Source organism: Bradyrhizobium tunisiense (assembly GCF_042263385.1).
Taxonomy (GTDB): domain Bacteria; phylum Pseudomonadota; class Alphaproteobacteria; order Rhizobiales; family Xanthobacteraceae; genus Bradyrhizobium; species Bradyrhizobium tunisiense.
The window spans coordinates 678,841-699,521 of record NZ_JBHLEV010000001.1; the positions used below are offsets into that span (position 1 = coordinate 678,841).

At 65.5% G+C, this 20,681-nt stretch carries 25 protein-coding genes; 9 read left to right on the forward strand and 16 right to left on the reverse strand.

Features of this window, described 5'->3' with window-relative positions; translation table 11 throughout:
- Positions 1–10: 10 nt before the first annotated feature.
- From ACFDR6_RS03195 to ACFDR6_RS03205, 3 genes are all read left to right on the forward strand, one after another.
- Entirely contained in the window at positions 11–1,306 is a 1,296-nt protein-coding gene (locus ACFDR6_RS03195; RefSeq protein WP_317241339.1) for an O-acetylhomoserine aminocarboxypropyltransferase, read from the forward strand.
- A 3-nt stretch (positions 1,307–1,309) separates the two neighbouring features.
- Positions 1,310–2,092, forward strand: coding sequence for an alpha/beta fold hydrolase (locus ACFDR6_RS03200; RefSeq protein WP_212084497.1), 783 nt, complete (start codon positions 1,310–1,312; stop codon positions 2,090–2,092).
- A 69-nt stretch (positions 2,093–2,161) separates the two neighbouring features.
- A complete protein-coding gene (locus tag ACFDR6_RS03205) occupies positions 2,162–2,665 on the forward strand; it encodes a DUF6496 domain-containing protein (RefSeq protein ID WP_375857353.1) in 504 nt (167 codons plus the stop codon).
- Here ACFDR6_RS03205 and ACFDR6_RS03210 read toward each other — a convergent pair whose 3' ends face one another.
- A complete protein-coding gene (locus ACFDR6_RS03210; protein WP_375857354.1) occupies positions 2,666–2,869 on the reverse strand; it encodes a hypothetical protein in 204 nt (67 codons plus the stop codon).
- A gap of 128 nt (positions 2,870–2,997) precedes the next feature.
- On the opposite strand from ACFDR6_RS03210, the gene ACFDR6_RS03215 reads away from it, so the two are divergent.
- Both ACFDR6_RS03215 and ACFDR6_RS03220 read left to right on the forward strand, forming a co-directional pair.
- Complete coding sequence (locus ACFDR6_RS03215; RefSeq protein WP_375857355.1) at positions 2,998–3,216, forward strand: hypothetical protein; 219 nt, start codon at positions 2,998–3,000, stop codon at positions 3,214–3,216.
- A 45-nt stretch (positions 3,217–3,261) separates the two neighbouring features.
- Positions 3,262–3,993 (forward strand): SDR family NAD(P)-dependent oxidoreductase, encoded by a 732-nt coding sequence (locus ACFDR6_RS03220; RefSeq protein WP_212084491.1) that lies wholly within the window; start codon positions 3,262–3,264, stop codon positions 3,991–3,993.
- A gap of 187 nt (positions 3,994–4,180) precedes the next feature.
- Here ACFDR6_RS03220 and ACFDR6_RS03225 read toward each other — a convergent pair whose 3' ends face one another.
- Genes ACFDR6_RS03225 through phnG form a run of 9 tightly spaced genes read right to left on the reverse strand, consistent with a single transcriptional unit; the run spans position 4,181 to position 11,103 of the window.
- Positions 4,181–4,792: a pyridoxamine 5'-phosphate oxidase family protein gene (locus ACFDR6_RS03225; protein WP_375857356.1), complete on the reverse strand. Its 612-nt coding sequence runs from the start codon at positions 4,790–4,792 to the stop codon at positions 4,181–4,183.
- A 22-nt stretch (positions 4,793–4,814) separates the two neighbouring features.
- Positions 4,815–5,411 (reverse strand): phosphonate metabolism protein/1,5-bisphosphokinase (PRPP-forming) PhnN, encoded by a 597-nt coding sequence (phnN, locus tag ACFDR6_RS03230; RefSeq protein WP_375857357.1) that lies wholly within the window; start codon positions 5,409–5,411, stop codon positions 4,815–4,817.
- Positions 5,408–6,562, reverse strand: coding sequence for an alpha-D-ribose 1-methylphosphonate 5-triphosphate diphosphatase (locus tag ACFDR6_RS03235; protein ID WP_375857358.1), 1,155 nt, complete (start codon positions 6,560–6,562; stop codon positions 5,408–5,410). Before ACFDR6_RS03235 ends, phnN begins: the two co-directional genes overlap by 4 nt.
- Positions 6,563–6,573: 11 nt before the next feature.
- Positions 6,574–7,272 (reverse strand): phosphonate C-P lyase system protein PhnL, encoded by a 699-nt coding sequence (phnL, locus tag ACFDR6_RS03240; protein WP_375857359.1) that lies wholly within the window; start codon positions 7,270–7,272, stop codon positions 6,574–6,576.
- A gap of 8 nt (positions 7,273–7,280) precedes the next feature.
- Positions 7,281–8,078: a phosphonate C-P lyase system protein PhnK gene (gene phnK, locus ACFDR6_RS03245; protein WP_375857360.1), complete on the reverse strand. Its 798-nt coding sequence runs from the start codon at positions 8,076–8,078 to the stop codon at positions 7,281–7,283.
- Complete coding sequence (locus tag ACFDR6_RS03250) at positions 8,071–8,961, reverse strand: alpha-D-ribose 1-methylphosphonate 5-phosphate C-P-lyase PhnJ (RefSeq protein WP_375857361.1); 891 nt, start codon at positions 8,959–8,961, stop codon at positions 8,071–8,073. The genes phnK and ACFDR6_RS03250 overlap by 8 nt, the downstream gene beginning before the upstream one ends.
- On the reverse strand, positions 8,958–10,061 hold the full coding sequence (locus tag ACFDR6_RS03255; protein WP_375857362.1) for a carbon-phosphorus lyase complex subunit: 1,104 nt from the start codon (positions 10,059–10,061) through the stop codon (positions 8,958–8,960). The genes ACFDR6_RS03250 and ACFDR6_RS03255 overlap by 4 nt, the downstream gene beginning before the upstream one ends.
- 3 nt (positions 10,062–10,064) lie before the next feature.
- Positions 10,065–10,673 carry a phosphonate C-P lyase system protein PhnH gene (gene phnH, locus ACFDR6_RS03260; protein WP_375857363.1) on the reverse strand — a complete coding sequence of 203 codons (609 nt, stop codon included), beginning with the start codon at positions 10,671–10,673 and terminating at the stop codon, positions 10,065–10,067.
- A gap of 4 nt (positions 10,674–10,677) precedes the next feature.
- On the reverse strand, positions 10,678–11,103 hold the full coding sequence (gene phnG, locus ACFDR6_RS03265) for a phosphonate C-P lyase system protein PhnG (RefSeq protein ID WP_375857909.1): 426 nt from the start codon (positions 11,101–11,103) through the stop codon (positions 10,678–10,680).
- A 157-nt stretch (positions 11,104–11,260) separates the two neighbouring features.
- Between phnG and phnF the strand changes: the two genes are divergently transcribed.
- The gene (gene phnF, locus ACFDR6_RS03270; protein ID WP_212084465.1) at positions 11,261–11,992 is read left to right on the forward strand and encodes a phosphonate metabolism transcriptional regulator PhnF; all 732 of its coding nucleotides are present in this window, start codon (positions 11,261–11,263) and stop codon (positions 11,990–11,992) included.
- Positions 11,993–12,165: 173 nt separating this feature from the next.
- Here the strand turns inward: phnF and phnE (ACFDR6_RS03275) are convergent, their stop codons facing one another.
- From phnE (ACFDR6_RS03275) to phnC, 4 genes are all read right to left on the reverse strand, one after another.
- A complete protein-coding gene (gene phnE, locus ACFDR6_RS03275) occupies positions 12,166–12,990 on the reverse strand; it encodes a phosphonate ABC transporter, permease protein PhnE (RefSeq protein WP_375857910.1) in 825 nt (274 codons plus the stop codon).
- 20 nt (positions 12,991–13,010) lie between these two features.
- Positions 13,011–13,895, reverse strand: coding sequence for a phosphonate ABC transporter, permease protein PhnE (phnE, locus tag ACFDR6_RS03280; RefSeq protein WP_375857364.1), 885 nt, complete (start codon positions 13,893–13,895; stop codon positions 13,011–13,013).
- A 73-nt stretch (positions 13,896–13,968) separates the two neighbouring features.
- The gene (gene phnD, locus ACFDR6_RS03285) at positions 13,969–14,904 is read right to left on the reverse strand and encodes a phosphonate ABC transporter substrate-binding protein (RefSeq protein WP_375857365.1); all 936 of its coding nucleotides are present in this window, start codon (positions 14,902–14,904) and stop codon (positions 13,969–13,971) included.
- Between the two features lie 62 nt (positions 14,905–14,966).
- The gene (gene phnC / locus ACFDR6_RS03290) at positions 14,967–15,776 is read right to left on the reverse strand and encodes a phosphonate ABC transporter ATP-binding protein (protein WP_212084448.1); all 810 of its coding nucleotides are present in this window, start codon (positions 15,774–15,776) and stop codon (positions 14,967–14,969) included.
- A 174-nt stretch (positions 15,777–15,950) separates the two neighbouring features.
- Here phnC and ACFDR6_RS03295 point away from each other — a divergent pair, with 174 nt between their 5' ends.
- Genes ACFDR6_RS03295 through ACFDR6_RS03305 form a run of 3 tightly spaced genes read left to right on the forward strand, consistent with a single transcriptional unit; the run spans position 15,951 to position 18,544 of the window.
- A complete protein-coding gene (locus ACFDR6_RS03295; protein ID WP_375857366.1) occupies positions 15,951–16,634 on the forward strand; it encodes a transferase hexapeptide repeat family protein in 684 nt (227 codons plus the stop codon).
- Positions 16,631–17,827 (forward strand): alpha-D-ribose 1-methylphosphonate 5-triphosphate diphosphatase, encoded by a 1,197-nt coding sequence (locus ACFDR6_RS03300; RefSeq protein WP_375857367.1) that lies wholly within the window; start codon positions 16,631–16,633, stop codon positions 17,825–17,827. Before ACFDR6_RS03295 ends, ACFDR6_RS03300 begins: the two co-directional genes overlap by 4 nt.
- Before the next feature lie 18 nt (positions 17,828–17,845).
- The gene (locus ACFDR6_RS03305) at positions 17,846–18,544 is read left to right on the forward strand and encodes a DUF1045 domain-containing protein (protein WP_212084441.1); all 699 of its coding nucleotides are present in this window, start codon (positions 17,846–17,848) and stop codon (positions 18,542–18,544) included.
- A gap of 9 nt (positions 18,545–18,553) precedes the next feature.
- Here the strand turns inward: ACFDR6_RS03305 and ACFDR6_RS03310 are convergent, their stop codons facing one another.
- Both ACFDR6_RS03310 and ACFDR6_RS03315 read right to left on the reverse strand, forming a co-directional pair.
- Positions 18,554–19,141 carry a hypothetical protein gene (locus tag ACFDR6_RS03310; protein WP_375857911.1) on the reverse strand — a complete coding sequence of 196 codons (588 nt, stop codon included), beginning with the start codon at positions 19,139–19,141 and terminating at the stop codon, positions 18,554–18,556.
- A gap of 83 nt (positions 19,142–19,224) precedes the next feature.
- On the reverse strand, positions 19,225–20,625 hold the full coding sequence (locus ACFDR6_RS03315) for a selenium-binding protein SBP56-related protein (RefSeq protein ID WP_375857368.1): 1,401 nt from the start codon (positions 20,623–20,625) through the stop codon (positions 19,225–19,227).
- Between the last annotated feature and the right edge of the window lie 56 nt (positions 20,626–20,681).

The following is a 20,681-nucleotide window of genomic DNA, read 5'->3' on the forward strand; positions in this document are numbered from 1 at the left end:
GAGGCCACGCATGCCCGCACCGAAACCGCCTGCCTTCGAGACCCTGAGCCTGCATGCGGGCCAGCATCCGGATCCCGCGACCGGGGCCCGCGCGGTGCCGATCTACCAGACCACGTCCTACGTGTTCCAGGATTCGGATCACGCGGCTGCGCTGTTCAATCTCGAACGCGCGGGCCACATCTACACGCGCATCTCCAATCCGACCACCGGCGTGCTGGAGGAGCGGCTCGCGGCGCTGGAGGGCGGCGTCGGCGCGATCTGCACGGCGAGCGGCATGGCCGCACTGCATCTGGCCATCGCGACGCTCCTCAACGCCGGCGATCACATCGTGGCGTCGAGCTCGCTCTATGGCGGCACCATCAATCTGCTGGCGCACACGCTGCCGCGGTTCGGCATCACAACGACCTTCGTCAAACCGCGCGATCTCGACGCGTTCCGCGGCGCGATCAAGCCCAACACGAAGCTCGTGATCGGCGAGACCATCGGCAATCCCGGGCTGGAAGTGCTCGACATTCCCAAGGTCGCGGCCATCGCGCATGACGCGAAGATTCCGCTCTTGATCGACAACACCTTCGCCACGCCCTATCTCAGCCGGCCGATCGAGCTTGGCGCCGACATCGTGATGCATTCGGCGACCAAATGGATCGGCGGCCACGGCATCGCGATCGGCGGCGCGATCATTGACGGCGGCCGCTTCGACTGGCGCGGTTCCGGGAAGTTCGCCGTGCTGACCGAGCCCTATGGCGGCTATCACGGCATCGTCTTCGACGAGCAGTTCGGCACGGCCGCCTTCATCATGCGCGCCCGCACCGAAGGCTTGCGCGATTTCGGTGCGTGCCTGTCGCCGACCAACGCATTCCAGCTGCTGCAGGGCGTCGAGACGCTGGGCGTGCGCATGGACCGCCACATGCAGAACACGCATCTCGTGCTGGAAGCCCTGAAGTCCAACAAGGCGGTCGACTGGGTGCTGCATCCCTCGCTGGAGACGCACACGGACTATCAGCTGGCAAAGCAGCTCCTGCCGCGCGGCGCGGGCTCGATCATCTCCTTCGGCATCAAGGGCGGGCGGCCTGCGGGCCGCAAGTTCATCGAATCCCTGCGCATGATCAGCCATCTCGCCAATGTCGGCGACGCCAAGACGCTGGTGATCCACCCGGCCTCGACCACGCATCAGCAGATGGACGCCGAACAGCTCAAGGCGGCCGGCATCGGGGAAGAGCTGGTGCGGCTGTCGGTCGGCATCGAGACCGCGAGCGACATCATCGACGATCTCGCCCAAGCGCTGCGCATCTCGCAAAAGGTCTAAGTCATGAAGCTCTCCGTCAACGGCCTTGAAGTGTTTGTCGCAACCGGCGGCCGCGACTTCGACAAATCGCTGCCCGCGGTCGCCTTCATCCACGGCGCCGGCTTCGACCATTCGACCTGGGCGCTACATACGCGCTGGTTCGCTCATCACGGCTTTGCCGTGCTGGCGCCTGATCTCCCCGGCCACGGCCGCTCAGGCGGGTCTTCGCTCGGCAGCATCGCCGAGATGGCCGACTGGACGGCGGCGCTGCTCGATGCGGCAGGGAGCTCGAAGGCACATCTGATCGGCCATTCCATGGGATCGCTGATCTCGCTGGAGACGGCGGCGCGGCACCCGGACAGGGTTTCCGCGCTGAGCCTGATCGGCACCGCCGCGACCATGACGGTCGGCCCGGATCTGCTGAAGGCCGCCGAGGCCAATTCGCAAGAGGCCAACGATATGGTCTCGATCTGGGGCCTCGGCTTCAGCGCGGAGCTCGGCGGCAGTCTCGCGCCGGGCCTGTGGATGCATGGCGGCGCGCAGGCCGTGCTGAAGGCTTGCGAACCCGGCGTGCTGTTCAGGGATCTGTCGGCCTGCAACGCTTACGCGAATGCGCTGACCGCCGCCGCGACCGTCAAGGTGCCGACAACGCTGATCCTCGGCGAACGGGACATGATGACGCCGGCGAAAGCCGGCAAGGCGCTCGCGGCGGCAATTCCGCATGCAAAGACCGTCGTGGTGCCCGGCGCCGGTCACATGATTATGGCCGAGCGCCCTGACGAACTGCTGGCGGCCTTACGGAACTGAAAAGGATCAATCGTCCGCGTCATGCGTTGCGGTCCGACATCCCTATGTCTCTCAGAGGGAACTCGGCCCATGCCAAGACAGGAAATCATTCGCAAAGCGAAGCAGGACAAGCGCGCCGGCAAATCCCCGAGCACGCAGGCCGGCGAATTCGTCAAGGACGAGATCGACAGGATCCGCAAAGGCAAGCACGGCGCACGCTCGACGAAGCAGGCGATCGCCATCGGCCTTTCCGAGGCACGCCGCGCCGGCGTCGACCTCCCGCCACCGCGCAAGGGACGAACCAAGAAGGCGACCCGCCGCAGCGCCAAATACGCCTATGAGGTCGGCCAGGGCAAGCGCACGCCGAAGCGCCGGCCGAAAGTGTCACGCGCGGTCGAGAACGTCCTGAAGAAGGAGCCGCGCTCGACCGCGTCGCGAAGCGCGCTGTCGAAGCAAAGCAAGCGTGCTGCGGGCCAGCGAAGCGCCGCGTCGCGTTCGGCGGCCGCGCGGAAGGCAAGCCGGACCAAGGGCGCCAAGGTCCGCTCGACCGCCGCGAAGAAGGCGGCACGCACCAGGGCGCGCCGCCGCAGCTGATCAACTCGGACGCCGGCCCCGCTCGGAGAGCACCGTTCGTGCGGCGCGTTCGGCCTCACGCGCCGAGCGGAACTGGCGGCCCTCGAGACTGTCGAACAGGCGCTCGGAAGAGAAGAAACGGTATCCGCGCTGGTCTCTCGCGACGATGCCGGCGGCGCGGTCGTGGATCTCGATGATGTAGGCGTTCGATTGGGCTTGGGACATGACTGCTCGCTCGCCGGGGTCCCGGCGTTCCTGTTTTGAGATTTGTCGTGTGGGCTGTTGCTAGAAGGCGATCAGCAACAACAACAGGCGCCGGTAGCCGCCGAGAAGCAACGCGGCGTCATGCACGCATGCATGTCGTTCTGATTGCGCTGGTGATCGGTTCTCATATCGCGGCTGGGGCTCGAGGAGCAGTTTCGATGCTGCGACTATCGAGCGATCGGCGCGATTGGTCAATGAAATGGCTCTCCATATTTGCGATGACGGCGCTGGAGCGCTTCTCCTGCGGCAAGCACCGGCAACTGGATTCATCTCGCGATGAGTTCAACGCGGGGACGCAGTCGTTATGATAGGATTCCAGCAGCCTACAGAACAGAAGACCGGGAGGTCCAGCGATGACGCATGATTTGAAGGGACGCACCGCGCTCGTGACCGGCGGCTCGCGCGGGATTGGCGCTGCCGTCTGTCGCGCGCTGGCCGCATCAGGCGCGGCGGTGGCGATCAACTGCCGCGAACAGATCGGCCAAGCCGAGCAGCTTGCAGGCGAGATCGTCAAGCAGGGCGGCCGGGCCATCGTCGTTGCCGCCGACGTCTCGCAAGCCGGGGCCGTGGCCGGCTTGGTCGAACGCGTGACAGGCGGGCTCGGACCGATCGACATCCTCGTCAACAACGCCGGCATCGCCATCACGCGCGGCATCGAGGATCTCACCGAGGAGGATTTCGACCGAACGATCCTGGTCAATCTGAAATCCGTCTTCCTGTGCACGCAGGCGGTGCTGCCCTCGATGCGAGCGCGGAAATGGGGCCGCATCGTCAACATCTCCTCGGGAGCAGCGCGCGGCGCTGGCTCTATCGGACCGCACTACAATGCATCCAAGGCCGGCATGGAGGGCTTGACGCGAGGCTATGCGGCGCGGCTGGTGAAGGACGGCATCACCGTCAATGCGGTGGCGCCGTCGCTGATCGAGACCGACATGATGAGCGGCCAGCCCCAGCTCGTCAGCCGCATCCCGCTCGGCCGCTTCGGAACGGCGGATGAGGTGGCCAAGGCGGTGATGCTGCTGGTGGACAATGCCTATATGACCGGACAGACGATCGCGCTGAGCGGCGGTATGGCGTTCAATTGAGGGGGCGAAGCGGCAATCTCCACTTTCCTTCTCCCCTTGTGGGAGAAGGTGGCGCGCAGCGCCGGATGAGGGGTATCTCTCCACGAACCTCGATCGCGAGAGATGCGCGAATGGAGAGATACCCCTCACCCGTCTCGCCGCTATTGCGTCGAGCCACCCTCTCCCGCAAGGGGAGAGGGTAAGACAATCACCACATCGTAGCGGCTGCGCGTTCCGGCCAGATCCGATCATATTCGTCGCCGCCGACCTTGTTGTCGCTCATCTCGGCGAGAATCTGACCGGGCGTCGGCAGGGTCTTGGGATCAACGCGCTTGTCGGGATTCCAGAGGTCGGAGCGCACGATGGCGCGGGCGCACTGGAAGTAGATCTCGTCGACCTTCATCACCATGACGCTGCGCGGCGCCTTGCCTTCCACCTTGAACGAGGCCAGCAGCTCGGGATCAATGGAGAGATGGGCGCGGCCGTTGACGCGAACCGCATTGCCCGAGCCGGGGATCAGGAACATCAGCGACACCCTGGGATCGCGCACGATGTTGCGCAGGGAATCGACGCGGTTGTTGCCGCGGCGGTCCGGCAGCATCAGCGTTCTGGGGTCATGGATGCGGACGAAGCCGGGCAAATCGCCGCGCGGCGAGCAGTCGATGCCTTCGGGCCCGATGGTGGCGAGCGCCGCGAACGGCGCCTTCTCGAGGAAGACCCGATAGAGCGGCGTGACATGGTCGGCGACTTTCACGGTCGAGGCGTCGTTGGTGACGCCGTAGATGGCCTCGAGCTGCGCGACCGTTTCGATCACCGACATTCCGTTCTCCTGGTTGTACCGGCTATTCCTGCCAACCGTCGTTCCTGATCACGCGCAGGAGCTGGCGGCCGTGATAGTCCGCGCTGCCGGCGTTGAGGATGGTGACATCGGCAGGCGCCGAGGCCTCATCGACGCTGCGGGTGAGGCGTTCGGCAATGTTGCCGTCGCTGTGCCGCGCACGCGCGGCAAGCCGCTGCGCCAGCACATCCGGCGGTGCCGTGATCGCGACCACCACGACATTCGCATAGGTCTGGCGCAGTGCGCCGATCAACGTGCGCGAGACGTTGGCGACGACCGTGCGTCCGGCACGGATATCGTCGTTGATCCCGGTCGACAAGGCGTAGGAATGCCCATGCGCCTCCCAATGCACCGCGAAATCGCCGTGCTCGCGCGCTTGGCGGAATTCGTCCGATGTCGCCGCGATGTTGTCCTCGTCGGCGGAAGATTCGCGCGTCACGACACGGCGCGGAAAGACGACGCGGTGGTCATCGACGCACGCTGCCCGCGCCAGCCGCAGCAGCGTGTCCTTGCCGGCGCCGCTGGGACCGACCACGAGCACGAGCCGCCCGGGTCCGATCCCGCCTGCTGCGCCCTGCGCCATGGCCGCGGTCTCGCTCATGCGACGCGACTGCCTTCGCGCCAGACGCTGCGGACGACCGGAACGTGGCCTGCGACATGCACGCGAATGAGATCGGCGCGCTTGCCGATCGCGATCTCGCCGCGGTCGGTGAGGCCAACCGCCTCGGCCGGCGCCTTCGTCACCGTCCGGATCGCCGCCGGAAGGCTGATCGCGGGCACATGCTCGGGCAGCTGCAGCGCGCCCATCAAGAGGCTGGACGGGATGTAATCCGAGGACAGGATGTCGAGCAGGCCCTCGCGGGCCAGATCGACCGCGGCGATGTTGCCGGAATGCGAACCGCCGCGCACGACGTTGGGCGCGCCCATGAGGATGTCGATGCCGGCCTCGTGCAGGCCGCGCGCGGCCTCCAGCGTGGTCGGGAACTCCGCCACGGCGACGCCGTCGCGCACGGCGTCCGCGACGTTCTCGTCGGTGGTGTCGTCATGGCTTGCGAGCGGGATCCTGTAGGCCTGCGCCAGCGCCACGATCTCGCGCATGTTGGTGGCGGCATAGGCCTTCTGGTACTCGAAACGCTTGGCGAACAGCTCGTCGAGCTCGGCATCGGTCTTGCCGCCGCCCTTGCCGCGATAATAGTCGCGCAACTTGACCTCGTCGCGGAACTGGCGCTGGCCGGGGGTATGATCCATCAGCGACATCAGCTTGACGTCGGGGCGGTCGATCAGCTCCCTGGCCTCCTCGACCACGCTCGGCATCGGGATTTCGCAGCGCAGATGCAGGAAGTGATCGGCGCGCAGCAAGTCGCCGTCACGCGCGGTCGTGATCGCGGCGGCGAGCACGCCGGCGCGGCCGTCGACCTCCTCGGCGCCGTCCTCGCGCCAGACACGCAGCGAATCGAACACCGTGGTGATGCCCGAGGTCGCGAGCTGGCCGTCATAGGAGATGACGGCCGCGACCGGATTCCAGAACACTTTCGGGCGCGGCACGTAATGGGCTTCGAGATGATCGGTGTGGAGCTCGATCAGGCCCGGCATGATCAGGTCGCCGCCGGCATCCTCCGCACCCGCAGGCGCCCGGCCCTCGCCGATCTCGGCAATGCGTCCGTCGCTGAGTGCCAGCCAGCCATGCTCGATCACCCGGTCGGCCAGCACGATCCTGGCATTGGCGATCACGATGTCCTTCGGGGCGTTCATGTCCATGTCCTTCAGGCGGCGGCGGCAAAGCTGGTGACGTCGACGATACGGTCGGCAATCAAATGGCGGATTTCGTCGTCATGGACAATGGCAACCATGGCAACACGCTGGCGCTTCTTTTCAGTGACCAGCTCGACCACCACAGCGCGGTTGGCGGCATCGAGCGAGGCGGTGGGCTCGTCGAGCAGCAGGATCGGCAGGTCCGAGATGAAGCCGCGCGCGATGTTGACGCGCTGCTGCTCGCCGCCGGAGAAGGTCGCGGGCGGAAGCCGCCACAGGCGTTCCGGAATGTTGAGACGCTGCAACAACTCGCCGGCGCGGGCTTGCGCATCGGCGCGGGCCATGCCGTTCACGATCAACGGCTCGGCGACCACGTCGATGGTCGCAACGCGCGGCACTGCCCGCAGGAACTGGCTGACATAGCCGATGGTGGAACGGCGGACGTTGAGCACCTGGCGCGGCTCGGCGCTCGCGAGATCGATCAAGGCGCCGCGGTGGCGGATGCCGATGCGGCCGCTATCGCAGCGGTAATTACCGAAGATCATCTTCAGGATCGACGACTTGCCGGCGCCCGATGGTCCCGAGAGAACGACGCACTCGCCGGGATTGACCTGGAAGGTCACGCCGCGCACGACGGGCAGCTCGATGCCGCCCTGCAGGTGCATCGTGAAGGTCTTATTGGCGTCGGCGATTTCGATCATTGCGGTCATCTGTGAGCTCATGGCGGCAAAATCGAGGAGACGAGGAGTTGGGTATAGGGCTCGCGGGGATCGTCGAGCACCTGGTCGGTCAGACCGGTCTCGATGACCCTGCCGCCCTTCATCACCATCACGCGGTGTGACAACAGGCGCGCGACCGCGAGATCGTGGGTGACGATGATGACGGCGAGGTGCAGCTCGGCGACGAGGCTGCGCAGGAGATCGAGCAGGCGGGCCTGTACCGAAACGTCAAGCCCGCCGGTCGGCTCGTCCATGAACACCAGCCGTGGCTCGGTGACGAGGTTGCGGGCGATCTGGAGGCGCTGGCGCATGCCGCCGGAATAAGTCCGCGGCGCATCGTCGATGCGGGCGATGTCGATCTCGACACGCGTGAGCCAGTCGGATGCGGTGTCGCGGATGCGACCATAGTGATTCCAGCCCACCGCCATCAGCCGCTCGCCGACATTGGCTCCGGCCGACACCGCCATGCGCAGGCCCTGCGCGGGATCCTGATGCACGAATCCCCAATCGGTGCGGAACAGAAAGCGCCGCTCGGCCTCGCCGAGCGTGGCGAGATCGCGAGCGACCCCGTCCCGCATCCGATAGGACACATGCCCGCCGCTGGCCGCGAGCTGGCCCGACAGCAGCTGCAGCAGCGTCGACTTGCCCGAACCGGACTCGCCGACGATTGCCAGCACCTCGCCGGGATAGAGCGCGAACGACACGTCGCGGCACGCGGCGATGCGGCCGAAGGACTTGCTGAGAGATGTCGCGACCAGCAGCGGCTGGTCGCTTTCAAGGGCATCGAGATCAGCCATGTGCGCCCGCCTTCTCCTTGTAGGGCGCGGCGCTGAGGCTGCCGTGATGGCCGGCGGCCTGACGGCCCTCGCAATAATCGGTGTCCGAGCAGACGAACATGCGGCTGCCCTTGTCGTCGGTGACGATCTCGTCGAGATAGGAATTCTCCGCGCCGCACAGCGCGCAGGGCTTGTTGAAGCGGTATGGCTCGAACGGGTGATCCTCGAAATCGAGTGACACCACCTTCGTGTAGGGCGGGATCGCGTAGATGCGCTTCTCGCGGCCGGCGCCAAAGAGTTGCAGCGCCGGGCAATTATCCATCTTGGGATTGTCGAATTTCGGCGTCGGCGACGGGTCCATGACGTAGCGCGCGTTCACCTTTACCGGATAGGCATAGGCGGTGGCGATGTGGCCGAAGCGGGCGATGTCCTCATAGAGCTTCACATGCATCAGGCCGTATTCGGCGAGGGCGTGCATGCGCCGCGTCTCGGTCTCGCGCGGCTCGAGGAAGCGCAGCGGCTCCGGGATCGGCACCTGATAGACCAGCACCTGATTCTCATGCAGCGCCGTCTCGGGGATGCGGTGGCGCGTCTGGATCACGGTCGCCTCCTCCGTCGCCGTCGTGGTGGCGACGCCCGCGGTCTTGGCGAAGAACTTGCGGATCGAGATCGCGTTGGTGGTGTCGTCGGACCCCTGGTCGATCACCTTCAGCACGTCCTGTGGACCGAGGATCGCGGCGGTGACCTGGACGCCGCCCGTGCCCCAGCCATAGGGCATCGGCATTTCGCGGCTGGCGAACGGCACCTGATAGCCGGGAATCGCGATCGCCTTCAGGATAGCGCGGCGGATCATCCGCTTGGTCTGCTCGTCGAGATAGGCAAAGTTGTAGGCGGGCGCGTTCATTCCGCGGCCTCCTTCATGGCATCGGGCGCCTGGGCATCCGCGAACTCCTGACGCAGCTTGCGCAAGAGGCCGAGTTCGGACTGGAAGTCGACGTAATGCGGCAGCTTCAGATGCTCGACGAAGCCGGTCGCCTGGACGTTGTCCGAATGCGACATCACGAACTCCTCGTCCTGCGCCGGCGCACGCACCTCCTCGCCTAGCTCGCGGGCGCGAAGTGCGCGATCGACCAGCGCCATCGACATGGTCTTGCGCTCGCTCTGGCCAAAGGCGAGGCCATAACCGCGGGTGAAGCACGGCGCTTCCGTCGCAGAGCCCTTGAACTGATTGACCATCTGGCACTCGGTGAGTTCGATCGAGCCCAGCGGCACGGCGAATCCGGCGTCCTCCGCGACAAAGTCCACCTCGACCTCGCCGAAGCGGATCTCGCCTGCGAAGGGATGGTTGCGGCCATAGCCGCGCTGGGTGGAATAGCCCATCGCCAGCAAGAAGCCTTCGTCGCCGCGCGCGAGATTTTGCAGGCGCAGGTCACGGTCCGCCGGAAAATTCAACGGCTCGCGGGTGAGATCGCCGACGCTGGCGCCGTCTTCGGCCTGCGGCGAGGATTCGATCAGCCCGTCGCGGCCGAGAATGTCGGTCACGCGCGGCGTTGGCGCCGTCGACGCCTCAGCAGTCGCCGGCGCCTCCGGCACAAAGCCTTGCGCGAGCGAGGGGTCGAGCAGGCGGTGGGTATAGTCGAAGGTCGGCCCGAGGATCTGGCCGCCCGGAATATCCTTGAAGGTCGAGGACACCCGCCGCTGCACCCGCATCGCGCCGGTGTCGACCGGCTCGCTCGCGCCGAACCGCGGCATCGTGGCGCGGAAGGCGCGGACCAGGAAGATCGCCTCGATCAGATCGCCGCGCGCCTGCTTGATCGCAAGCGAGGCGAGCTCACGGTCGTAGAGCGAGCCTTCGCTCATGACACGGTCGACTGCCAGCCCAAGCTGCTCCGAGATCTGATCGAGCGTGACCTCCGGAACGCCTTGGTCGCCGCGCCGCACATTGGCGAGCAGGCGGTGGGCGTTCTCGATGGCGCGTTCGCCGCCTTTGACTGCGACATACATGCTTTAGCTTCCCTTGCTCACGACGCGCGTGGTGCGGGGGATCGCCACCAATGCGTCATCGGCGACCAGCACGACATCGATGCCGCGCGGAAACAGCGCCTCGTTGACATGCAGGCGCTCGAACAGATCGAACGGCCTGATCGAGGCCTGGAGCGTCGCGGCGCCGTCGATCCCCGGACCTCGCAGCTCGAAACTGCGTCCCGAGCCCAGATGATCGACCTGGATGATCAATGTGGTCGACCGATCCGGATATTCGCTGGTGCCGAGCGCGAAGCATTCGAGCGGCGGAAGCTCCGCACCATCGCCGATCAGCGCGAAGCTCGCGATCGAGGAATCCTGCACCACCGGCGCGCCGGTGTGGAATTTCAGCCATTTCACCAAATCCGGGCTCTCCGCCATGCGCGCATCGAGCCAGAGCGGCGTATCATGGTCGAACAGCGTCAGCGCGATCGCGGCGGTGCCGCGCATCATCCTGTCGGGCGCCCCCGCTCCCGGCACGATGCGCCGGACCGAGCCGGGCCGCGCCATCGCGTCCATCACCGAGCGAAAAGTCGATTGCGCCGATAGCACCTTGTCGACGAAACCCGGCGGCAGTTCCGCAATCGTGGTCATGATCTCACCCCTCACCGCGCACCATGGTGTAGAAATCAACCTTCGTCGCGGCGGTCTCGGCCGCCGCCTGCTTGCGGCGAATCATAAGCTGCTCGCGCAACGGCGCGATAACGTCCCGTTCGACCGCTCTGCCGAAATCCCTGGACTGCACCAGCGCATCGCACAGAGCGATCAGCCGCGCCTTCTCACCGTCCCGCCCGAGCGTGTAGCCGAAGCCGACCTCGCCGCTTGCAAGCCGGACCGCCGCGCGCGAGACCGTGGCTTCGCCGAGATTGAAGGGCGCGCCGTCGCCGCCGGCCCGGCCGCGCAGCATGACGAGGCCGTTTTCGGGGGCGCGCAGATCCTGATGGGCCGGCAGAGCCGAGTTCAAGCCCAAGTCGCGGAGGCGGGCGGCGATCTCGCCCGCCTCCGCGTGCGCCAGCACGGCCATGGCGGCCTTGCGCTGGGCTTTCTGGTCGTTGTGCTGCGTCACCGATTCACCGAACTTGCCGATTCTAAGTTGTCTATGATAATAGACAACTTCATAAGTGAGCGCCATGACTGTTTCGTGACAAAACCGTGATTTCTGGGCTAGGCTGACCGGCGATATGAGCATGCAAGACACTGCGTCGTCGGGCGTTGCGCTGTGGCGCCTCGTTGCCGACGGCATCGAGCGCGGCATCGCCGACGGCCGCTTTGCGGCCGGCGACAAATTGCCGGGCGAGATGGAGATCGCCGAAACCTATCGCGTCAATCGCCACACCGTGCGGCGTGCGCTGGCGGCCCTTGCGGAGCGCGGCCTGGTGCGGGCCGAGCGGGGCAGCGGAACCTATGTCGAGGCGCAGAAGCTCGCCTATCCCTTGCGTTCGCGTACCCGCTTTTCCGAGATCGTCGGCGCCGAGGGACGCGAACCGCATGGCCGGCTGATCGAGGCAACGGAGGACGTCGCGACGCGCGAACTGGCGCGGGAGCTCGGATTGAAGACCGGCGCGCCCTTGGTGCGGATCGAGGCCATCCGCCTCGCCGATCGCACGCCGATCTGCGTCTCGACCACCTGGCTGTCGGCCGTGCTGTTTCCCGACGCGGGCGCCGTGTTCGCCGCGACGCGCTCGATGACGAAACTGCTCGAACATTTCGGCGTGCGCGACTATCGCCGCGGCGCGACCCGGATCACCGCCGGCATCGTGGACGCGACCGATGCGGCCCGGCTCGATCTCGCGCTGGGACGCCCGATCCTGGTGGTCGACGCGACCGACCACGATCTGGCCGGCAAGCCGCTGATGACCAAGCATTCGCGCTTCGCCGCGGAGCGGGTGGAGTTTCTGGTGGAGAACGGGTGACGTGACCGCTTCTTCCCCCTCTCCCCTTGTGGGAATGGGTGGCTCGCCGCAATTGCGGCGAGACGGGCGAGGGGTTCTCTCCGCGAGCGAATCTCTCGCGCCGAACTTGCGGAGACAGACCCCTCATCCGGCGGTTCGCGCCACTTTCTCCCACAGGGGGAGAAGGAAAGAACTCAGGCTACCGCGCGCCTTCCGATGATCGCAAAGCGCAGCTTGCCCGAGATGAAGTCGATCGCGGCGACGGCGACCAGGATCATCAGGATCAAGAACGACACTTTCTGCCATTCCAGCACGCGGATCTGCTCGGCGAGTTGGAGACCGATGCCGCCGGCACCGACGATCCCGATGATGGTGGCCGAACGCGTGTTGGATTCGATGAAGTACAACACCTGGCCCGCGATCACGGGCAGCACCTGTGGTAACAGGCCGAAGCGGATCTCGTGCAGCGCGCTCCCGCCGGAGGCGCGAATGCCTTCGACCTGTTTCTGGTCGGCACCTTCGATCGCCTCCGAGAACAATTTGCCAAAGGCGCCGAAATCCGCCACCGCAATGGCGAGCACGCCGGCGAACGGGCCCAGCCCGACGACGTTGATCCACACCAGCGCCCAGATCAGCGTGTCGACGCCGCGGATCGAATCCAGCACGCGGCGAACCGGAAAGCGCAGGAGCTTCGACGGCACCACGTTGCGCGCGGCAAGCAGGCTGACCGGAAGCGCGAACACCGCGGCCAGCGTCGTGCCGAGCAGCGCGATCGAGAGGGTCTCGCCGAGGGCCTTCAGATAGATCGGCAGCGAAGAGCCGGGATCAGGGGGGATCATCATCAATGTGATCCAGCCGAGCTGGCTGAGACCAGCGATGAATCGCGCCGGCGAAAAATCGAGATCGACGAGGCCGTAGACGAGGATCGCGAACGCCGCGACGATCATCGCGGGCATGGCGAGGCGCGCCGAGGCGGGCCGGTCGAAAACATCGGGGTGGCGCGCGCGAAGCTCTCGCATATCGAACTCGTGCGGCCTCGTCACGTGCGCACCTCCCCGCCGAACAGGCGGCCGCGCAGCCAGCCGGTGGTGATGTCGATGATGAAGACGGTGATGATGATGGTGAGCAGGATCGCGCTGACGTCCGAGTAATAGAACTTGCGGATGGCGACGACGAGCTCCTGGCCGATGCCGCCGGCGCCGACGAAGCCCATCACGGAGGCTTCGCGGACGTTGATCTCGAAGCGCAGCAGCGCGTAGCTGGCATAGCCCGCCGTCACTTGCGGCACCACCGCGAACCGCATGCAGGACAGCCAGCTCGCGCCGGTCGAGCGGATGCCCTCGACCGGCTTCATGTCAGCGTTCTCGACGATCTCCGAAAACAGCTTGCCCAGCGCACCGGTTGAGTGGATCGCGATCGCCAGCACGCCCGCCATCGGCCCAAGCCCGAAGGCGATCACGAACACCAGCGCGAAGACGATGCCCGGAACGGTGCGGGCGAATTCGAGCAGGCGCCGCACCGTGAAGCGCAGCCATGGGGCCGGCGAGGTGTTTTCGGCCGCGAGAAAGTTGAGGCAGAATGCCAGGGTCGCACCGATCAGCGTGCCGACATAGGAGATCAGCAGCGTCTCGCCCAACATCTTCAGCCATTTGCGCCAGCCCCACAGCCACTCACCGACATCGGTCCAGACGCGTTGGCCGGTGTCGAGCGTGAGGATACGGTCGAAATAGCTGACGAGATTGCCGAAATAAGTGAAGAGCGTGCGCAGATTCACTTCGGCGCCGATCGCTGCCAGCAGCAGCGCCGCGGCAAAGACCACGATCCCCAGCAGCAGGCGGAGCCGCTTGCGCCCAACCGCCCGGCGATAGGCGGCATTGAGCATGGCGAGCTGCTGGTCGGGAAGGAGCGAAACCGCTGTTGTCATCGGCCTGAGATCAAGTCCGGTCAAAGAAAGAGCCGGGTCGATGGACCCGGCTCGAGGTGCCTCGTCCCGAAACTCAGGACGCCTTCTTCTTACGTAGCGCGTCGACGAACTTGATCAGCTCGATCGTGCCATCCCAGTCCTTGGTGGTGGCGGGATGAAAGCCCTTCTTCTGGCCGTCGGAGAGGCGATCGAAGGCGGCCTTGTCCTTGGTCGGCGCGTCGAAGAACGCCTTCGCGATGGCCGCCTTGGCCTCTGCCGGCAGGTCGGAATTATAGGCATAGGGCCCGTTGATGATCGGCGCCGATTTGTGGATGATGCGGAAATCGTCCTTCTTCATCGCCGAGCCGTCGGCGTTCTTCAGCATGCCCTTGGTCAGCATCTGCGCCAGCGTGGAATCGTTGTCGCTGGTCCACTGGTTGGCGGCAACCTCGACCGTGCCTTGCGCCAGCGCCAGCATCGCGTTCTCATGGCTGCCGGTGAAGACGACCTTGCTGAAATAGGTATCGGCGTCGTGGATGCCCAACTTGTCGAGTTCGAAACGCGGCACATTGTTGCCCGAAGTCGAGTTCGGATCGACGAGACCGAGGTTCTTGCCCTTGAGGTCATCGATCTTCTTGTAGGGGCTGCTTGCCTTGACGAAGAACACTGAATAATAGCCGGTCGAGTCATCGGCGTTGATATCGTTGGCGAAGGCTTCGCTCTTGACGCCGGTCAGGCGCGCGCGCGCGAACGCGGCCGAACCGTAGCTGGCGACGTGGATATTGCCGGCTCGCTGGCCCTCAATCACCGCGGCGTAGTCGTTGGCGATGCGCAGCTTGACCGCCACACCGAGTTCCTTCGACAGGTAGGTCATGAACGGGGCCCAGCGCTCGGTGACACCGGACGCGTTCTCGGCCGGGACGACCGCGAAAGTCAGTTCGGGATATTTGGCTTTCCAATCGTTCGCCGAGGCGGAGGCCGTTAAAGCGAGCGCGGCGGCGCCGGCAAGGACTAATCTGCGAGTGATCATGCTACCCTCTTCATCAGTTTGGGTCGGTTGACGCAAAGACTTGCAAAAGAAACAGGCGTCGCTCAGGCGGCCGCGGCCGTTCCGAGCGCCGGGACCCCCTCGGGCGCCGGGACGGGCATGGCGCCCATGACGTCGGCGGCTTCGAGATCGTAGAGCTCGCGTGCCACGTGGTCGGTCAGCGCGGACGGCGCCCCGTCGAACACGACGCGCCCCTGCGCCATGCCGATCAGGCGGTCGCAATAGCTGCGCGCCAGATCGAGCGAATGCAGATTGCAGAGCACGGTGATGCCGAAATGCTTGTTGATGCGCAGCAGTGCGTCCATCACGATCTTGGTGTTGCGCGGATCGAGCGATGCGATCGGCTCGTCGGCGAGGATGATGTCGGGCTGCTGCACGAGGGCGCGCGCGATCGCCACGCGCTGCTGCTGGCCGCCGGAGAGCTGGTCGGCGCGCTGGGCGGCGAGCGACGCAATGTCGAACTGTTCGAGTGCGGACATCGCCAACGCCTTGTCCTGCTCCGGCCAGATTTGCGAGAGCGAGCGCCAGGCCGGCATCGTGGCAAGGCGTCCCATCAGGACATTGGTGAGGACATCGAGCCGGCCGACCAGGTTGAACTGCTGGAAGATCATCGCCGAACGCGCCCGCCACTGCCGCAGCTCTTTGCCGCGCAGCGCGGTGACGTCGATCCCGTCGAACAGGATGCGTCCGTCGGTCGGCGTCACCAGGCGGTTGATGCTCCGCAGCAGCGTCGACTTGCCGGCGCCGGACCGCCCGATCACACCGACGAACCCGCCCGGGGAAACTTGAAACGAGGCGTCGTCGACCGCGGCTTTTGCGCCGAAGCGACACGTCAGACCATCCACCACCAGCATGCAGCGCTCCAGATTAGCTGAGGCCAACCGCTAACGCCGGTGCTTAACACTTGTGTGACACGGGCGTTGCAATGCGGCGATCCTGCACAACTCATCCCCTGTCATCGCGGTGTCATGACATCGTCATCAAGCCGCTCGAAGAGGAACGCTCGCTCTCCTCACCCCGGATGCAACATGGTCGCCAAAGCTCTTTCGGTCCAGCCGACCATCGATCCCTCGGCCAAGCTGCATGAGACCAGGCTCGGCGCCTATACCGAGGTCGGCGCGCGCACGATCCTGCATGACGTGGCGATGGGCGATTACTCCTATGTCGTCAACGATGCCCAGATCACCTACGCCACTATCGGAAAGTTCTGCTCGATCGCGGCGATGACGCGGATCAATCCCGGCAATCACCCGATGCTCCGCGCAACGCAGGCACATTTCACCTACCGCTCCAGCGCCTATTTCGAAGGCGAGAGCGACGATGCCGAATTCTTCGACTGGCGGCGCCAGCACCACGTCCATATCGGCCACGACGTCTGGATCGGCCACGGCGCGATCGTGCTGCCGGGCCGCAACATCGGCACGGGCGCGGTGATCGCGGCCGGCGCCATCGTCACCAAGGACGTGCCGGCCTATACCATCGTCGCCGGCAATCCGGCCCGCATCATGCGGCGGCGGTTCTCCGAGGAGATCGCCGGACGGCTCGCCGGGCTGGCCTGGTGGGATTGGAATCACGACAAATTGCGCGAGGCCCTGCCCGATTTCCGCAAGCTCGGGATTGAAGATTTCCTTGCGACATACGAAGCACGGGCGAGCTCTCCCACCAATTCTCCTGCCAGTTCCCTTGCCAGCAAACGAAGCGCGGTCGCGTGACAGACATCATCCTTGAGGGCGGCCGGGCCCTGATCGGCGCCGAGCTCGTCGAAACGTCATTGGCGGTGTCCGGACAGGACATCGCCGCGATCGACGCCTCTCGCGGCCGGGCGCGGCTTGCGATCGATGCCCGCAATCTGCTGGTGCTGCCCGGCATCGTCGATCTGCATGGCGATGCCTTCGAGCGGCAGATGATGCCGCGCGCTGGCGTCGATTTCCCCATCGACGTCGCGCTCGCCGACAGCGATCGCCAGGCGATCAGCAACGGCATCACGACGGTCTTTCATGCCACGACCTGTTCGTGGGAACCCGGCCTGCGCAGCGCCGACAACGCGCGCGCCCTGATGGAGGCAATCGAGCGGCAGCGCCCGCAATTCGCCGCCGACACCCGCTTCCACCTGCGACACGAGACCTACAATCTCGACACCGAGATTGAGATCAGCCAGTGGCTCTCCGAGCGCCGGGTCGACCTGTTCGCCTTCAACGACCATATGGACGGCACCGTCGCCGACATGGCCAAGCCGCGCAAGCGCAACCGCATGGTGGAGCGCACCGGGTTGTCAGCTGAGGATTTCGACCGCCTGGTCGAGCGCGTCGTCTCGCGCGCGGACGAGGTGCCGGCTTCCGTGTCGCGCCTCGCCGCCGTGGCCCGCGCTGCCGAAGTGCGGATGCTCTCGCACGACGATGCGACACCGGCAATGCGCCAGGAGTTTCGCGCGCTCGGCGCTGAGATCGCGGAGTTTCCGGTCAACGAGGAGACGGCGCGGGCGGCGGCAAGCCACGGCGATGCCATCGTCTACGGCGCGCCGAACGTCGTGCGCGGCGGCAGCCACACCGGGTGGACCAGGGCCTCCGACATGATCGCCAAGGGCCTCTGCTCGGTGCTGGCGTCGGACTATTACTATCCCGCGCAGCTGCTCGCCGCGTTCCGGCTCGCCGCCGACGGCGTGCTGCCGCTGACCGAAGCCTGGAACCTGGTCTCCGCCGGCCCTGCGCGCGCGACCGGTCTTACCGATCGCGGCGTGCTCGCGGAAGGCCGCCGCGCCGACATTCTGCTGGTCGACGACAGCGTGAAGCTGAGACCGCGGCTGATCGCGGTGATATCAGGCGGAAAGCTGGTTCATCTCACCGATGCGACGCGGCTACTCACCGCTGTGGCGGCGGCGCCACGCGAAGCTGTCGTCGCGGCCTAAACCGGCTATGCTCGGGCAATGACAGGTTTTCCCCGCTACGCGATCTATTTTGCCGCAGGCGCCGATCACGCGCTCTCGCGCTTCGGCGCGGAGCTGCTCGGTTACGATGCCTACACCGGCAACGAGCTGCCATTTCCGCGCGAGGCGTTGGAGGTCGCGCCTGACTGGCGCGACGTCAGCGCCGATCCCCGCAAATACGGCTTTCACGCCACGCTGAAGGCGCCGATGGCGCTCGCGCCTGGCAAGACTGATGCCGAGCTGATGGCCGCCTGCGCGACATTCGCCGGCAAGCCGCGACCGCTTCCTGTGATCCGGCCGGTCGTCGATGCCATCAGTGGCTTCATCGCCGTCATTCCAGCCGAGCCTGTCGAGGCACTTCAAGCGCTCGCCGCCGATTGCGTCCGCGAATTCGACTCGTTCCGCGCCGCTTTGTCTGCGGAAGACCGCGCGCGGCGCAGACCCGAGAAGCTCAGCGAACCGCAGCGCGACCATCTCGACCGCTGGGGCTATCCGTACGTGATGGAAGAATTCCGCTTCCACATGACGCTCACCGGGCGACTCGATGCGGAGCGGCGCGGGCCGATTTTGAAGATGTTGCGAGCGCGGTTTGCGGCGCTCCGTCTCGGCATGTTGGCGATCGATCGTCTCGCCCTGTTCGAGCAGGACGATGCGAGGGCACGCTTCCGCATCATCGGTGAATGGGCGTTGGCGCGGTAGGCATGACCCTCAGCTCGCAAGACTGAATGCGAGCGCCACCGCGCCGACCAGAACGAGGCTGATCGCCCAAACCGCATCCAGATTGAACCAGCTTCGCGAAACGAACTTCAATCCCAGATAGCGGTAGACCAGCCAGGCCAGACTTCCGCCGGCGCTGACCATGGCGATCACGTGCACGAAGGACACCAGCACCGCCATCCCGAGATTTGCCTTCATTAACACTTCTGCCGCCTCATGGCCGGGATCGAGTGCCAAGGCCTGGCAAAGCCCGAGATAAATCGGCACGAGCATCAGTGCGGCGCCGTGAGCGATGGCAACGGCAAATGACCAGAGTGCCAATTGCGTCGGCGGAATTCGTGCCAGCGCGCGGGGATGGCGCCGCGCGATCAACCGATAGACACCGAAAGCGATGACGAGAAGGCTCGCGCTGAGCTGGATCGAACGCTGCCACTCGGCCAGCACGAACAGGAATGCGAACGGCAGCACCACGAGAAGCGTCGCCAGAAGATGCCCGGCCGCCAGTGCCCACAACGCGCGGAAGAGCGCGCGTGGGCTCTTGTCCATCAGCCCGGCCGAAACCGCGAGCGGCCATCCCATCCCGGGATTGATCCCGTGGTAGAGGCCGCTCGCAACAAGAGCGAACCAGAGCCAGCCAAGCGCCGGGCTCGCGTGCCCCCCGTCTAGACCGACGGGTAGCAAAACGAGTCTGTCGAACAATCGCCGCCCTCGAGCCTGATCTGGTGCGCGCGATATCCGTCGGGGAAGCTCACGAAGTAGTCCTTGTCGAGCTCGAGGCCGCCGGTGCGACCGACATTGGCCATCACCTCCACGCCCGGAACTCCGTCGGGATAGAACTGGTCGTCCCAGGTGGAATAGAGCGAATTGGTCCAGTATACGCGCCTGCCGTCGCGGCTGATCTCGACCATTTGCGGGCCGGCCGCAAAGGCCTTGCCATTCGGATGCGCCGTTCGGCGTGCAATGCCGCCGATGTGAACCGAGCCCGCAAGCTTCGGCTTGCGCGGATCAGTGACATCGTACTGCCGCATTTCACCCGTGCCCCAGCACGAGACATAGAGGAACCGGTCATCCATCGACAGGTCGATGTCGGTCACCAGCGGCGGCACGGCACCAAAGCCCTGCAGCAGCGGCGGGAGCTTCTCCTTTGGCGCGGGCTCGGGCGGGATCGTGGCCGTCTTCTCTGCGTGGAATTTCCCGCCTTCGCGCCACCACGTCCAGATCGATGCTTCGAGATTGGTGGTGTCGACCACAACGCCAACGAAGCCGTATTCGCGAACCGGATCGTGCGCCGGCCGCACCTCCAGCGCCATCTGATGGTTGGCGCCGAGATCGATGGTCTGAACGTTGCGACGTGCGCGTAGATCCCAGAAGTGGAGACGATGGCCATATTTGTTCGACAGCAGATCTTCCGGGACGATCCCGTTCTCGAACTGCGGCGGCAACGCCCATTCGCTCGTCACCATGTAGTCGCGCGGCAGGTTCCACCAGAAATCATAGTGCAGCGTCTGCGGACCGCGGTCGATCTCCCATCGTCCAAGGACTTCGAACGTCTCGCAATCCATGATGAAGACGCCTGGAGGCCCATTGGTGCCGTCCTTGCCGCCGCCACCCAGCGTGCTGACATAAATGCCGTCCGGCCCGCAATGGATCGTGTGCGGCCGCGAGTAGCCGGTCTTCTTGAACACTTCCTCGGGCTCGATGATCTTGTGGATCTTGGCTTGGGTCGGATCCGGCTTGGTATCGATGATGTAGATCCGCGACGAGCGCAGCCCGGGGATGATGAGATAGCGTCGCTCGATGAAGGCATGTCCGGCAAGCGGCGACAAGGCGGAGGAGCAGGCATTCCAGCCGAAGTGATGAAACTCGTCGCCCTTGTTGGGCATCGTCACGGTGTGGACGATCCGACTGTAGGTCGGCGATCCCGGCTTGACGTCGATGACCGCAAGAGCATCCGGCTTTGAGAAATCCGGACTGAGCAGCAACGTGTAGGCAAAGTTCTCCGCGGGCGCCTCCATCGCAAGCCTGGGCGATGCGTGGAAGGTGGGATCGGGCCTCATCGTCATGGCACTGCCTCCCTGTTCTGTCGGTTCGCGCCAACCTGGCTCGGGATAACGGCATA